General features: G+C 55.8%; 15 protein-coding genes. 6 read left to right on the top strand and 9 right to left on the bottom strand.

Features of this window, described 5'->3' with window-relative positions; genetic code table 11:
- Positions 1–83: 83 nt before the first annotated feature.
- Positions 84–689, top strand: a complete 606-nt coding sequence (locus FYB92_RS09865) for a TetR/AcrR family transcriptional regulator (protein ID WP_048858937.1) — start codon at positions 84–86, stop codon at positions 687–689.
- A 932-nt stretch (positions 690–1,621) separates the two neighbouring features.
- Here the strand turns inward: FYB92_RS09865 and FYB92_RS09860 are convergent.
- Both FYB92_RS09860 and FYB92_RS09855 read right to left on the bottom strand, forming a co-directional pair.
- On the bottom strand, positions 1,622–2,380 hold the full coding sequence (locus tag FYB92_RS09860) for a M15 family metallopeptidase (protein ID WP_332828565.1): 759 nt from the start codon (positions 2,378–2,380) through the stop codon (positions 1,622–1,624).
- Between the two features lie 206 nt (positions 2,381–2,586).
- A complete protein-coding gene (locus FYB92_RS09855) occupies positions 2,587–3,423 on the bottom strand; it encodes an IS5-like element IS1031C family transposase (protein WP_332828564.1) in 837 nt (278 codons plus the stop codon).
- Positions 3,424–3,718: 295 nt separating this feature from the next.
- On the opposite strand from FYB92_RS09855, the gene FYB92_RS09850 reads away from it, so the two are divergent.
- Positions 3,719–4,765, top strand: a complete 1,047-nt coding sequence (locus FYB92_RS09850) for an aldo/keto reductase (RefSeq protein ID WP_040511910.1) — start codon at positions 3,719–3,721, stop codon at positions 4,763–4,765.
- Positions 4,766–5,032: 267 nt separating this feature from the next.
- Here the strand turns inward: FYB92_RS09850 and FYB92_RS09845 are convergent, their stop codons facing one another.
- The 4 genes from FYB92_RS09845 to FYB92_RS09830 form a co-directional block, all read right to left on the bottom strand.
- Positions 5,033–5,164 carry a hypothetical protein gene (locus FYB92_RS09845; RefSeq protein ID WP_275395023.1) on the bottom strand — a complete coding sequence of 44 codons (132 nt, stop codon included), beginning with the start codon at positions 5,162–5,164 and terminating at the stop codon, positions 5,033–5,035.
- 109 nt (positions 5,165–5,273) lie between these two features.
- Positions 5,274–5,465 (bottom strand): DUF333 domain-containing protein, encoded by a 192-nt coding sequence (locus FYB92_RS09840; RefSeq protein WP_003619748.1) that lies wholly within the window; start codon positions 5,463–5,465, stop codon positions 5,274–5,276.
- Between the two features lie 154 nt (positions 5,466–5,619).
- Entirely contained in the window at positions 5,620–6,822 is a 1,203-nt protein-coding gene (locus FYB92_RS09835) for a lytic transglycosylase domain-containing protein (RefSeq protein WP_239021083.1), read from the bottom strand.
- A gap of 41 nt (positions 6,823–6,863) precedes the next feature.
- Entirely contained in the window at positions 6,864–7,805 is a 942-nt protein-coding gene (locus FYB92_RS09830; RefSeq protein ID WP_075624361.1) for a glyoxylate/hydroxypyruvate reductase A, read from the bottom strand.
- Between the two features lie 110 nt (positions 7,806–7,915).
- Between FYB92_RS09830 and FYB92_RS09825 the strand changes: the two genes are divergently transcribed.
- Positions 7,916–8,497 (top strand): NADPH-dependent FMN reductase, encoded by a 582-nt coding sequence (locus tag FYB92_RS09825; RefSeq protein WP_062808779.1) that lies wholly within the window; start codon positions 7,916–7,918, stop codon positions 8,495–8,497.
- 62 nt (positions 8,498–8,559) lie between these two features.
- Here FYB92_RS09825 and FYB92_RS09820 read toward each other — a convergent pair whose 3' ends face one another.
- From FYB92_RS09820 to FYB92_RS09810, 3 genes are all read right to left on the bottom strand, one after another.
- Positions 8,560–9,795 (bottom strand): MFS transporter, encoded by a 1,236-nt coding sequence (locus FYB92_RS09820; protein ID WP_332828563.1) that lies wholly within the window; start codon positions 9,793–9,795, stop codon positions 8,560–8,562.
- A 23-nt stretch (positions 9,796–9,818) separates the two neighbouring features.
- On the bottom strand, positions 9,819–10,217 hold the full coding sequence (locus FYB92_RS09815) for a heme-binding protein (protein ID WP_332828562.1): 399 nt from the start codon (positions 10,215–10,217) through the stop codon (positions 9,819–9,821).
- A gap of 92 nt (positions 10,218–10,309) precedes the next feature.
- A complete protein-coding gene (locus tag FYB92_RS09810; RefSeq protein ID WP_408902353.1) occupies positions 10,310–11,044 on the bottom strand; it encodes an IclR family transcriptional regulator in 735 nt (244 codons plus the stop codon).
- Positions 11,045–11,220: 176 nt separating this feature from the next.
- On the opposite strand from FYB92_RS09810, the gene FYB92_RS09805 reads away from it, so the two are divergent.
- From FYB92_RS09805 to mgrA, 3 genes are all read left to right on the top strand, one after another.
- On the top strand, positions 11,221–12,006 hold the full coding sequence (locus tag FYB92_RS09805; RefSeq protein ID WP_062808782.1) for an alpha/beta fold hydrolase: 786 nt from the start codon (positions 11,221–11,223) through the stop codon (positions 12,004–12,006).
- Positions 12,007–12,988: 982 nt separating this feature from the next.
- A complete protein-coding gene (locus FYB92_RS09800) occupies positions 12,989–13,489 on the top strand; it encodes a hypothetical protein (RefSeq protein WP_332828560.1) in 501 nt (166 codons plus the stop codon).
- A gap of 249 nt (positions 13,490–13,738) precedes the next feature.
- Entirely contained in the window at positions 13,739–14,764 is a 1,026-nt protein-coding gene (mgrA, locus tag FYB92_RS09795; RefSeq protein ID WP_062808783.1) for an L-glyceraldehyde 3-phosphate reductase, read from the top strand.
- Positions 14,765–14,866: the final 102 nt, after the last annotated feature.

The following is a 14,866-nucleotide window of genomic DNA, read 5'->3' as shown; positions in this document are numbered from 1 at the left end:
TTGCTTGACCACCATGCGGGCTTAAACTTAACACTGTAAAGAATGACCATCAGGGCAAGCAGGTGTCAAGTTCCCACGATCATATGATATTGGCTTTGCCGTGCCCTGCGCCAAGGCGGAAAGGCGGAAGCAGGAAAGCCTATCATCATGGCAACTTGCGTGCGGCTTTGCTGAATTCTGCACGTCATCTGCTGGAGGAACAGGGCATTGCTGCTCTTGGGCTACGCGCCATCACGCGGCATGCGGGTGTGTCTTCAGCAGCCGCAACACCGCATTTTGGTAACCTGACCGGCCTTCTAAGTGCGCTTGCAGGCATGGGATATGAAGAACTGGCCGCAACGCTTTCCCCGGTGTTGGAAAAAGGGGTGCATGCAACGGGAATGGCATATGTGCGCTTTGCCATTCTCAACCCCGGTCTGTTTACCCTTATGTTTCGCAGTGACGCCATTGATCGCAGCACACCTGCACTAGCCCTGGCGTCAAGCCGGACATCAGCCATGCTGACACAGGTGATTGAGGGGATGCAGGAACGGCAGGCATCACACACATGCGCGGGAACACGTGCCGCCCTGTGGGGACGTGTACATGGCTTGGCCGTGCTGGCGATCGATGGGTTCCTTGATAGGCTGCTTGCCAGCGAAGGGGTGGGAATGTCGTTGGAGGAACTGGTGGAAGATGCCTTGCGCTGACAATAGGAAATCTTTTATCAGCATATTTGAAGGATATTGCCTTTGAGATAAAGGCAACGCCAGAGTGTTCTGTCATTACTTTTCAAATATCTGGTTCCATACAGATTTTATACAATCGTGGCATCGTCACCACCAATATAATAAGTGTGAGCAACCTCGGCAACGACACCTGTCCATTACGGTCCACGGTCGGATTGGCGCTGACACAGTTCAGCAACTGATGGAAAATGAATCGGGTGATTTTTGCACGGTATGATCCATGGGTTTGCGATAACCTGATGAGATCATGATGGCTTTGACTGAAACCACCTGCGCGCAGTATCGTCGGGACAATCAGGAAATATGTAAGTGAACTGTGTGATGCACTGTGGGCCCTGATTGCCCCCTGATACAGCGAAGGAAGGGCGGTTGGGCTGCTTCCCCGTGCACAAACCTGCGGCAGATCGTTGAGGCCATTTGATATTGTCACGATTGGGTGCCAGTGGCAGTAACTGCCAGATCATTTCCCCCTTCACGATCATGCAGGTACAGAGAATTTCTACCGGTGGATCCGTGAAGGTCGGGATTGGAGGTCTTGAATCATATCCTCGTCTGGTTGATGACCGCCTTCAATACGGAAGATGGAAAAGGGCTTGGTCTACGTGTGACGACAGGTGGGGAACTGACCAATACAATTGCGTAGGCATTGAAGAACCATGAAGGGCCGCCCTTGATCGAGTGTGATCTCCTGGGGGCGTCGCTGCGACCAAATGTACGGCCACCCCGTAATAATGTATAGGTGAGTATTTAAAAACGCTGCATGAAAAAAGAAAATTTGGACGATGACTTTTTTTAAAAGTCATCGTTTTTTTTGGGGGGGGTTAAATAATATTTTAAAAAATATACCTAATTATAAAATAATGTGAATTAATTTCTGGTTTTATATTGTGTATTTATGGTGCCGCTGTGCGTTTCACAACAGGGGGTATGTCCTCGAAACGGAGATTCTGTATCGGATAATCCCGCCAATCCTTGTAATCAAAATGCCACCATTCTTCTGGAATCTGTGTGAAACCTTCCCGTGCCATGGCCTGACGCAGGATTTCCCGGCTTTTCCGCTCTTGTTGTGTGCCACCGGTATAATCGGCATAGGCACGCGGGGTCATTTCATCAAACCCGCTGGGCATTGACACCGGAAGGCCGGATTTCAGTTCATAAAGCGTCAGGTCAACCGCGCATCCCCGGTTGTGCATAGACCCCACCGCAGGATCGGCCACGAACTGGTGCTTGTCGGGGGGCGTTGCATCCCAAAAGAGTTTCGTGACGTACCACGGTCGATATGCATCATAAATCAGCAAACCGTAACCTTGTGAATGCAGGGCGCGCTGTACCCGTACCAGTGCTTGTGCCGCGGGACGTTCCAAATACGCATGGGATGAGGAATAAACGGGATAGCTAAGGAAATTCCGTGTTGTGGCATAACGTACGTCAAAATGGAAAAGCGGCGACAGGCTGGAAAGATCGACAAGGTCGGGTTTCTTTTCCTGCGCTGAGGGGGCAGGGGGAGTGGCTTTCAGGGCATAATCCATCAGTTCCGGCACGGGGCGGCCTGGGGTAATGTGGAATACGGCGCCAGCAGGTTCCTGCGCCGCATGCGCCACCTGCAGAAGTGACCAGAACGATATCGTAACGAGACAGGTCGATCGAAACATCTGTCGGGATTTCCTATGCCGCATTCAGGATAAAGACAGGATTGGAATGTAGGAAAAAATATCTGTCAAGCCTTCCTTTGCAGGGAGCAGAGACGTCGGACATCATGTAACAGAAGAAACCAGGCATAAAAGACAGCATGTCTGGGGTTATGCGTGGCCTGCATTGGGGGAGGCGTATGTATCTTAGAGCCTGATCCGAAAGTTTTTCAGCACTGACAATGCCTTGCGGTTCTGCGGGTCAGCATGCGGATTGAGGCGATCAAAGTCCACGCTGTTGATGAGGCTATGGACTTTTCCCAGTCTTTGGCGAGCCGCCTGCATCGACCGAGCCAGGCGAATGTTCGTTCGACCACCCAGCGGCGAGGCAGGATTTCAAAGCCTCTGGCTGTGTCTGATCGCCTGATGATTTCGACCATCCATTTTCCCATGCTGGCGAGCGCGGATCGCAGTTTATTACCGGCATAGCCGCCATCGGCGAAGATGTAGCGAAGCCATGGAAAGTGTTTGCGTATTGCCGCCAGGACATCGACAGCCCCGTCACGATCCTGAATGTCAGCGGCATGAACAAGGAGGAAGATCAGGAAGCCGCAGGTATCCGTCAGAATATGGCGCTTGCGACCTTTGACCTTCTGTCCAGCGTCATAACCGGAAATTCCCCCACTTTCCGTGGTTTTCACCGACTGGCTATCAATCACGCCCGCGCTCGGGGAGGCCTTACGCCCTTCGATCTCCCGCAGGTTCATGACCAGTACTGTGTTCATCGCTTCGAACAGTCCGGCATCACGCCATGCGTAAAAGTAGCGCCTGACGGTCGAGACCGGTGGAAAGCATTTCGGCAGCAGACGCCACGCACACCCACCCGAGGCGATATAGAGTATCGCGTTTACAACCTCGCGCATATCCGCCGTGCGAGGCCGTCCGCCCCGTTTCGCCGGGGGCACGAACGGCATAATCAAAGCCCACTCCGCATCCGTCATATCCGATGGATATCGCAATCCCTCCCGGCTATGTTCGTGTCGGGCAATACCAGTCCATGCCACCATTCACTCCATCTCTTCGCAAAGACGGATGAATCACAACATGCCGGTATTGTTCAAAAACTTTCGGATCAGGCTCTTACATCCTGGAAGGGACCGATGTCCTTTCGATACGCAATTTCCAATATGCATACGCAATATGTCCAGACAGGCGTTACACGCAGGTGCAATGCAATCACCATCCGCTTTCAATGATTTCGGGGATGGTTGCGCCATATGAAATCCCTTGCCACACTTGTTTCCGATGCGCCGCACCGGCGTCCCCGGCAGTCATGTGCTGCTTCAAGCGATGGATTTTAGGATGAAACGAAGAGAACTTGGCCGTACAGGCATTATGGTCAGTGAAATCTGCCTGGGCACAATGACATTCGGACAGCAAAATACAGAAGCGCAAGGTCATGCACAGCTTGACCTTGCGCTGGAACATGGCATCAATTTCATTGATACTGCCGAACTTTATTCCATTCCGCCCCGTGCTGAAACCTATGGCGCCACGGAGACGATTGTCGGAAGCTGGCTCAGGGCCCGTGGTGGCCGCGACCGGGTCATCCTCGCAACCAAGGTGGTGGGGCGCAGTACGATGCCATGGTTCCGACCCGGCGGAGAAGAAACCCGGTTGAGCCCACAACAGATCCGTTACGCGATAGAAGGCTCCCTGCGTCGCCTTGGAACAGATTACATCGACCTTTACCAGCTACATTGGCCGGATCGTCGCATTGGCCTGTTCGGCGAAGGGGGAACGACTTTTACGGCCACCCCCGATCCGGACGAAGTTCCCATTGCCGACACGCTTGGCGTATTGGGCGATTTGGTCAATGAAGGGAAAATCCGACATGTCGGTGTGTCCAATGAAACGGCATGGGGGGTGTCGCAATATCTGGCATGCGCGAAAACCGGTGCGCCACGTGTCGCATCAATCCAGAATGCATATAACCTGATTAATCGTACTTTTGAGACGGGCCTTGCTGAAATCGCCATGCGGGAGAAGGTGGGCCTGCTGGCCTATTCCCCTCTGGCGCAGGGCTATTTGACGGGAAAATACCTCGATGGCGCCCGGCCTGAGGGGGCACGCACCACCTTGTTCAATCGTGGGCAACGTTATGAAAAACCTGGTGTGGATGCTGCAATCCGCGCTTACATCGACCTCGCCCATGAACTGGGGCTGGACCCGGTACAACTGGCTGTTGCTTTTGTAACGTCGCGCCCATTTGTGACATCCAACATTATTGGCGCCACGAGTATTGAACAGCTTAAGACAATTCTGGGATCGACGGAAATAAGCATGTCCCCGGAGCTGGAAGGAAAGATCAACGCCATTCACCAGATTCATTCCAATCCGGCCCCGTAACCTGCCGACAGATTGGGGCACGAAACCCGGCTTTATTGATTGACCGGGTTTCGTGTTCCCATGTTCCCTGTCATTCAAGAAAAATCAATGCCGTTGACAGGGCAAAAGCGACGGCAAGCAGGGTGGGACCAACGATATCCCAACGGTTCGGCCCACGCAGTCGTGGGATGTTATTATATGCGGTTTGGCGCAGTTACATGGACATCCAACCCTCCCGAGTGTGGGAAGACATATTGCACGAACAATATTATAAGGACTTCGCGGTGCCTACAGCACCATCAGCGCGCCCCACAGCGCCAGTGTAAGCACAACAATGCCAATTCCAAGCCAGTCCATGGCATTGCGACCGGGATGCATTTCCGGCTCTGGCGTGGGGCGGTATTGTGTTCCCATTGTCATGGCAACCTCCATGCCGGAACGAACATTGCCCGGCACATCCGATATGGGACATGCGACATCGGGAAAAAGGGATGATGACGCATGATCCATATCACAAAACAGCTACTGGCTACCGTTGGCCCATATCCCTGCGGAACAGCGCCCATTCCTCCATTTTCGTGCCATCAGGCAAATGGCAGATACCGACTGCACCATCCGCATCGTTACGGATTTCCAACCGCCCGCCGATTTTGATGCAATGTGCGGATGCGGGATTGGGCATGCCGATCGACTGGACATGTGATGGGTCCTGATGTGTCATGAGGGCAGGTGTCCTGTGGTGGTGGCATGCACCGAGAAGCAAGGGGAGAAACACGGTCATTGCCGCTTTGCGTGTTATCGTCACGTCATATCCTTGTCTGTCATGATGGGGGCCCGGGCGCATACAGGATGTTCCCGATACCAATGATAGTATATCATGCATGTGCGGGCACAGTCAGGCATGCCATGGCATGCGCATGTAATGTCTGGCACGCCCGCAATGCATCGTCGGCGGCGAACCCGACGAAACGGGCACGATAAAGCGTGCCACCAGCAACCGGAACCGGCATGACCATGGTGGCCAGAGGCACACGTCCGGTCCCGATGATCTGGCGTGTTGTATCAAGGGCCTGGCGTGCCTCCACATCCGTGGAAAATGCGCCGATCTGCACCGCCCACTGCCCCGGCGCGGCGGGTATATAGCTTGCGGCATGAAGTATGGGGGATGGTGCAGATGACGTCTGTGTATCGGGCAGGGGGGCGCTGTCGGCAATCGCGATGGCGCCAGCCGTCATTGAGGGCGCATTCCCCCCATCATCATGCGGTGTATCCTGATCCATCAGGCAGGGCGCCGCCGGGTCATAGGCCGCATCGGCATTACGCAGGCAGCCATCCGCCGTCCGTGACAGGGATGCCGCCATCCTGATAGGCTCGGAAGTAGTGGAAGACGCCGTGTCAGTAGAAGCATTGACCGGAGAAGCATTGACCGGAGAAGCATTGACTGGGGGCACATAGGCGGCATCCGGGTTCACCCCATCCGCCCGTGCCAGCAGGGTGGGGGCGCGAAGGGGGGATGCATCGATTCCCAGACTGGGCGTGATGGCCGCCACATATTGCACGGTTTCATCAGGCAACGGCGCACCATTGCGGCGCCATTCCTCCACCCGATCCGGACCAGCATTATAGGCAGCCAGAAAGTCAGGGGCGCCAAAACGGTCATACATCTGCCGGATATAGGCTGTGCCTGCCATGATGTTATCATGCGGGTCATATGGATCACCACCAAGCCCGTATTGCGCCTGCATGTCGGCATAGGTCTCGGGCATCAGTTGCATCAGGCCCATTGCACCCGCGCCTGATGTGGTCAACTGCCCATCCAGATACTGTTTTCCACCGGATTCCTGCTGCATGACAGCACGTATCCATGCCTGTGGAACGGAAAACTGGCTGGCGGCCTGCTGGATATATGGCCCCCATGGGTCATCCGCCGTTCCCGGTGCGCGATAGATACGTTGCCCGGCGGTCATCTGCGTCTGGATCGCGGGCTGGGCGGTGGTGCACGCGGCCACCCCCATTACAAGACCCATCATCACCAGTCCCATGCGGCGCTTCTGCATTGGCGCATCTTTCGTCATCATGTGGTTTGGAACATTTCGATCAGGTACCGCCCATCCTATTCCTAATATCCACGCCCTGCATCATAGAGAAGGGCAGGGGGCACACCATGCTCGATTTCGTGAATGACACCCGCCAGATAGGCAGCCTGCTCCGTCCGGGATGCTTCAGAGGCGGCGTGGGGTGTAACCGTCACCATCGGATGCTCCCACAGGCGGGAGGCCATCGGCAGGGGTTCCTCCCGAAAAACGTCAAGTACCGCCCCCGCAAGGTGGCCATTATCAAGTGCCGCAAGCAGGGAGACCTCGCACACCTGTTCCCCACGCCCGGCATTCACCAGCATGGCCCCGCGCGGCAGCCGCGACAGCAGGGCTGCGTCGATCATGTCACGTGTCTGTGCCGTGTTGGGCAGGAGGGAGACAAGGATATCAACCTGCGACAGGAATTCTCCCAGCTCGCCTGCCCCTGCAAATGATCTGACGCCGGGAACCTCGCGTCGTGTCCGTGACCAGCCGCGCACCTTAAACCCGAAGTGATGCAGCCGCCGTGCCACATGCCCGCCCAGATGCCCCATCCCCATGATCCCGACGGTCGTGGTGGCAGCCGTGCGCGTCACCAACCTACGATGGAAGATCCTGCGTTCCTGCTGCCGTGCCCATGTGCGGGTTTCGCGCAGAAGGGACAGGCACGCCCATGTCACATATTCCTCCATCAGGGCAGCCGTTTCCCTGCCCCCCATGCGCACAAGCGGTACGTCATGGGGCCAGTGCGGGTCTGCCAGCAGATGATCCACCCCCGCGCCCGCACACAATATCGCCTTGAGGTTCCTGAAGCGCGCAACAGCACCATGCGCAGGCTTCCATACAAGCAGGTAATCCACACGGTCAGGGATACACTGGGCATCTTCCCACCAGATGATGTCCAGATCCGGGGCAATGGCGGAAAATTCATCTTTCCAGCTCTGGAATGCCGGATATTCGCCTTCCGCGACTGCTAATGTCACCATGTTGAACAAGTCTCTCCCGCCATATGTGATGTTATCGTCGGGCCGGGCAACGTGGGCGGCAGTATCGCGGATACCCGATTGTAACCCTCATACCCTTATGGAGAAGCAGCATGACCACGACCAGCCCCCTGCATTTTGTTACCCTTCTGGGCAGCCTGCGCAAGGCGTCATTCAATGCAGCAGTGGCACGTGCCCTGCCGGAGATCGCACCGGAAGGGATTGCCATCACTCCGCTTGGCTCCATCGGCACCTTTCCGCATTACAGTCAGGATGTGCAGGAAGAGGGATTCCCTGCCCCGGTGCTGACGATGGCGCAACAGATCGCCACAGCGGATGCCGTGGTGATCGTGACACCTGAATATAACTACTCCGTCCCCGGTGTTCTGAAAAATGCGATCGACTGGCTGTCGCGTGTGTCGCCGCAACCGCTGGCTGGCAAGCCCGTGGCACTTGTAACCGCGTCCCCGGGAATGATCGGGGGCGCACGGGCGCAATATCATCTGCGCCAGAGTCTTGTATTCCTCGACGCCTATGTGCTCAACCGGCCCGAAGCAATGATCGGGCAGGTGACAGGCAAGGTGGATGCACAGACGCTGGAACTGCGCGATGTCGCAACGCGGGAGTTTCTGGCCCGTCAGCTCGATGCGCTAGCAGCACTTGCACGCACGCTGTCTCCGCGTGCAATCACCTGAAACCGGGGGCGGGTGTGGGGCAGGAACATGGCCTGCCCCACGCGGCAGGCCACATAACAGGGCTACAGGATCGGTTCGCGGACTTCGGCAATACCGCTTTTCTTCAGGATTGCCACCGCCAGAAGATAGACAAGCAGCCCCCCAAGCGAAAGGACTGCCCCCCCCATGCCAAGTGCACCATACCCATAATGCCACGCAAGAAGCTGACTGCCGAGTGAGGCCCCCAGCGCGTTGGCGATATTGAAGGCCGAGTGATTGAGCGAGGCGGCAAGCGTCTGTGCATCCCCTGCGAAATCCATCAGGCGCGTCTGTAGCGCGGGACCAAGTGCATTGACAAACGCGGGAATAAGAAAGACGTCAAGCATCAAGCCATAGATGTTATGCAGCAGTACCGGGAAGACCACCATGGCCAGGACACTGCCCGCCAGTGCCAAAATTGCAGCAAGATCCAGGTTACGGTCCACGATCCATGCACCGATATTCGCACCGGCCAGCATGCCCAGCCCCCAGACGACCATGAACACCATGATCAGCCATTCAGGCACATGCGTCACATCCTGCAACACGCTGGTCAGATAGGTATAGATGGCGAACATGCCCCCGAACCCGATGGCCGCCGTCAGCAGTGTCAGCAGCACCTGCGTGTTACCCAGTGCCGTGACCTCCCGCAGGGGGGAATTGGCGCGGTTGGGTGTGTCAGCCGGAATATAGCGCAGGACCCCAAGGAAGACGACGAAGCCAAGGACGGCGATTATCAGGTACGCCACGCGCCAGCCCATATGGTCGGCGGCGAATGTCGAAAATGGTGCGCCAAGCAACGTGGCAATCGCGATGCCGGACAGGATACGCCCGACCGCCCAGCCACGTCGGGACCGTTCAACCATGGATGCCGCCACCAGTGCGGAAATCCCGAACAGTGCGCCATGGGGAAGGCCGGTGATGAACCGCGCGACCTCCACCAGTCCAGGCGTCGGCATGAGGATGCTCAGGACATTGCCAGCACAGAACAGCAGCAATAACAGCAACAGCAGTTCACGTCGCGACAGGCGCGCACCCAGAACGGTGATGAGCGGCGCGCCAATCACCACGCCAAGCGCGTAGGCAGTGATGGCATATCCGGCATCAGCGGGTGAAAGGCCAAGCGACGATGCGAATTCGGGCAGCATTCCCATAATGGAAAACTCCCCGGTGCCAACGACGAACGTGCCGAATGTCAGCGTAAGCAGCGCCGCTGTCCTGCCACGGGGAGGGACAACAATCCCATTGATGGGCTTGGGCGGTGCGGTTTCAATCGTCATGAGGGTTCCCGGACAAAGGCCATTCAGGCCGTTAGGATATTGGCCGCGGCGCGGGCGATGGCGATGTCATCCTCGGTGGAGGCGCCAGAAACGCCGATTGCCCCCACAAGCGCACCGTCAGCCGCTCTGAGCACCAGACCGCCACCAAAGCTGGTCAGGCCACCGTTGGTGTTTTCCAGCGTATATGCACCAGCGTCGGGGTGGGCAACTTTTGCGAAATCTGCACTGTCCATCTGAAAAAGCACTGCCGTGCGTGCCTTTTTGTTGCTGACATCTATGACCCCCATCGGGGCATCATCCATACGCATGAAGGCCACAGGCCATGCTGCGGCATCCACGATGGAAATGCACACGCTGACGCCAAGCCGCTGCGCCTCGGTCAGGGCAGCGTTCAGCATGAGTGTTGCAGAAGATAATTTCATCGCACCTGTCCTATTAACCGCTGTCCCGAATGGAAAACGCACAATAACCATCCTCCCCCGCATGGGAACATGCCGCGGCCGGGAAAACAGGTTTATTCAGCATTGTTGAACCGCGCGCATCCGGCATGCCGCATCATCATCCATGCCATGCGTGCAAGCCGGTGCCGGGGAAACTGCGCCGCTGATCCCGTCAGGCAGATACTGGCCCGTACTTCCCCGTTTTCACGCCACGGGATGGCCACACCATGCAGTCCGGCCTGATAGGCCTGTAAATCCAGTGCGTATCCACTTATCCGTACCGCCTCAATCTGTGTGCGGATATCTTGGCCCAACGCATTGGCACGGGTTGCCAGTACCCTCTTTCCCAATCCGGGGACAAAGGCCAGGAAAACCAGACCCACAGCCGACCCTTCAAGCCTTTCGCGACGGCCTATGCCCGATATCGCCATCGCGGGATTGGCGATATCCACGATGTCGAGATAGGTGGCTTCATCGCCACTGGGTACAGCCAGCCAGGCAGTGGCGCCACTTTCACGCGCGATGGCCTCCAGCATCGGACGCAGGTGGGTGCGCAGCCTCGTGTCGTCCCCTGCGATCCGCGCAAGATTCAGGATACGTCCCCCAAGATGATATCGCATATCGCCCGGCCTGCGTTGCACATAACCAAGCTGGCCCAACGTCTGGAGGATATTGTGTGCTGTCGTCTTGCCGATACCTGAAACGGATGCGATCCGCTGCAATCGCGCGGCGCCGCCTTCCTGTGCAATGATTTCCAATATGGCTGCGGACCGTTCGATGGACTGGATCAGTTTCGGCGTGTTTTCCACGATGCATGTTCCCGTCATCCGGCGCGGATCAAGATGTTTGAACAACCGGAACATACGCGGATTTCGCGGTCAATTCCGCCAGGCAGCCATCCCCACAAAGTTATGACGGGCGGCAGGAGGGCGATTACCCTAGGATAGGGAACGAGACCAGACTGAAAACAGGAGTTTTTCTGCCTATGTTGCTGAATATGATTGAACAGGGACCGCAAAACGGCGACCTGTCACGTCCTCCTGTCGTTTTCCTTCATGGCCTGTTCGGGCGAGGACGTAATTTCGGGTTTTTCCAGCGGCGCATCGCAGCCACACGACGTACACTGGCGCTTGACCTGCGCAACCATGGGCAAAGCCCTCATGGGGCGATGGACTATCCCACCCTCGCCGCTGACGTGCGCGAGACACTGGCGGCGCATGATGCATTACCTGCCACGGTTGTCGGCCATTCAATGGGGGGAAAGGTCGCGATGATGCTTGCCCTGTCTTTCTGCACGGATGTGCATTCCCTGCTGGTTGCCGATATCGCCCCGGCGACAGGGGGATTTGCACAGTCATACCAGCTTGCGCACAAGATGGCGGCGTTACGTCTGCCCGCCATGCTGGACCGGGTAGGGGCGGATGCTCTCCTGCAACAGTTTATCGGGGAAAAGCCGATACGTGATCTGATGATGACGAACCTTACCCTTGGGGAACGTCCGCATTGGAATATCGGCATTCAGGATATTGTGGCGTCGATGCCTGCCATTATCGGATGGCCGCAACTGGGCGCGCAAATACATTATGATGGCCCGACGCTGTTTATTGCCGGGGGGCGATCACCCTATATCCAGCCTGCAAATTATCCTGTGATGCGACAGCTTTTCCCGCATTACCAACTGGAGGTCATACCAGATGCGGGCCATTGGGTACATGCACAGGCCCCGGCAGAATTTCTGAACCTGCTGAATCTGTTTTTGGATGCACCCTGAATTTCAGGGAATGCAGAAGGGTAAAACATGGCAGGACAGCAGCCTTCACCTTGAATCTGCATGAAAATAATCACGACAGGCGGGTATGGCTTTCGGATATCCTCAAGATATTATCACACATGATTATTATTTTCAGGGAGAATTCATTCCTTCGAACAGGATTGACGGATCTTTGAGTGAGAGAAATACCGCCCTGCCCAGCACCATCTTCCCTGTGTGACAGTTCTGGGCAGTGCGTGGAAATCCATCTGACAGACAGCCTGCCTGACCCCTGTAAATGGTCGCCCCCATCACGGTGTTACACACAGCCCTGTTGATTGGGCACCATATAAGAACATGGATGTCCGATCATGTCGGTGGTCATGTCTCAATAATCAATAGCAGACACATGGGGGACGATGCAGCCTGAGCGTTCCTTTGGGGAATAGCAACCATCCGCAAAATAATGGGCAAAAACGGTAATGGAAAATAACAATCCTGACCATTCATCAAATGCAGGGAAATATTTCAAAATATAAATTACAAATCATGTCTGGATTTTTTGATTATTAATGTAACAAAATTTTTCTATCATGTAGTTTTTATGAAAAATAAAGTAACAGAGCATCATCCATGGCTCGATTTCCGTGGTGGGTATGATAGGCATTGCCTGTATTCCAGAGTGTTTTCCTGGATTTCATTACCAGCCAGAGATCGCAATATCATGAGAGCCAATAGTACTACCCCCGAATGTTCTGTGAATACGCGATACACGGCCTCACATTCCACCTTGTCCCAAGGTTTATTTCATTCTTTGACGCGTGGGATGGGATTCGAACTTCCTTCAGATTTTCATGAATGGGCGGCGGATCGCGGGTTATATGTCCCACATGGACGCAAACGTCGGCAGCGCATGGATCTGATCGCACGACGGGGGGTATTGTTCATTCATGTGCCGAAAAATGCCGGGACATCCATTGCCACGGCACTGTACGGTCGTCCCATGTTACATGAGACAATGCATTTCTTTACCCGGACCGCCCCGGCAACCCTGCGTCAAATACCCAGCGTTGCCATCCTGCGCGATCCCGTTGCCCGGTTTGTCTCCTCTTACTGTTATGCAAGGGCAGGGGGTGGCCGCCATCGACAGGTTGTGGATACGTTTCGTGATCGTTACATGAAGTTCCGTTCAGTGGATGATGCTCTCGACCATGTCGAAAACGCCCGTTCGATTTATGGAATGGATCATATTTTTCGTCCCCAGTCATGGTACGTCAATGACCGTTCCGAACAGGTGCTGGTGGATCATCTGGTTCCGCTGTCGGCTGTTGCGAACCTGCACAGGGTCCTGCCCGCATTCCGTGGCGTGCGTATCCAGCACCTTAATGAAAGCCTTGATCACGATATCGTCCTGACCGGACGGCAGACCGCGCGCATTCATGCGATCTATCATCAGGACGTCCTTTTATATGATCGCAGCATCAAGAACGCAGACAGGTTTTGATGAGGGGGCTTTGAACATACCCATCGGATGGGATAAGGGTTCGCGAATATCGAATTTTTCCACAAATCCCATGTTTTCCGCGGATTTCCCAAGAAATCCCCGGCAGGTAATCCCTTGATGCCTGTAGCAAGGCGCCCAGCATAACGCTTTGTGCCACGTGCGATGTATGGCCATCGCCCTCTTTCCCGTTCTCCTTATTGGCGTATATCGTTGACCCTGCGGTATCAACCACAGGGGGAGACAGAAAAGATGACATGGGTTCCTGATGCACGCCGTTATGAACGGGCCGACTTTCGGCGTTGTGGTCGCTCGGGACTGGATCTGCCCCCGATATCCCTTGGGTTATGGCAGAATTTTGGCGGAAGCGACGTGTTTGAAACAGGACGTGCGGTTATCCGTCGGGCATTCGACCGTGGCGTCACGCATTTCGACCTCGCAAACAATTACGGTCCGCCCTATGGCTCCGCCGAAGAAAATTTTGGCCAGATCCTGAAAAAAGACTTTTCCGCCCACCGTGATGAAATGGTCATTTCGTCCAAGGCGGGATGGGACATGTGGCCTGGTCCGTATGGGATGGGGGGATCACGCAAATATCTGCTTGCTTCCCTGGATCAGAGCCTGCACCGCATGGGTCTTGATTATGTGGATATTTTCTATTCCCATCGCCCGTCCCCTGATACTCCCCTTGAGGAGACGATGGGCGCGCTGACGCAGATGGTGCGCCAGGGCAAGGCGCTTTATGTCGGCATATCGTCCTATGGACCGGAACGCACGCGTGAGGCGGCGGCGATCCTGAAGGCGGAAGGCGTGCCCCTGCTGATCCACCAGCCCTCCTATTCCCTGCTGAACCGATGGGTGGAGGTGTCATTGCTTGATACGCTGGCGGAACTCGGGGTGGGGTGTATCGCCTTCTCTCCACTTGCGCAGGGATTATTGACGGACAAATACCTTCATGGAATCCCGGATCAGTCTCGGGCGGCACGGGGGGAGTCCTTCAGTCGTGACATGCTGGGGGCGGAAAACCTGGCGCATGTGCGTGCCCTGAACGAATTGGCGGCGCAACGGGGGCAAAGTCTGGCCCAGATGGCCATCGCATGGGTATTGCGCGACCCGCGGGTGACATCCGCGCTGATCGGCGCACGTAATGTTGCGCAGTTGGATAATTCACTTGATGCCTTGAACAACCTTCATTTCAGCAGGGACGAACTGACGCGGATCGACACATACGCCCGCGATGGCAAGATCGACCTGTGGCGCGGGGTCAGCGCCCTGTGAACGGTCATGAACAAGACCGTGGTCATATCCCCGTTCCATAATCCGCCACCCCTGTAAAATATTATGGGGGGGCCAGAACTTTACTGACCTGACCCTGCATAT

It is taken from the genome of Novacetimonas sp. GS1, assembly GCF_036686925.1.
Lineage (GTDB): Bacteria > Pseudomonadota > Alphaproteobacteria > Acetobacterales > Acetobacteraceae > Novacetimonas > Novacetimonas hansenii.
The sequence above is the reverse complement of the archived record's forward strand: the minus strand, read 5'-3'. Positions and strand labels throughout refer to the sequence as shown.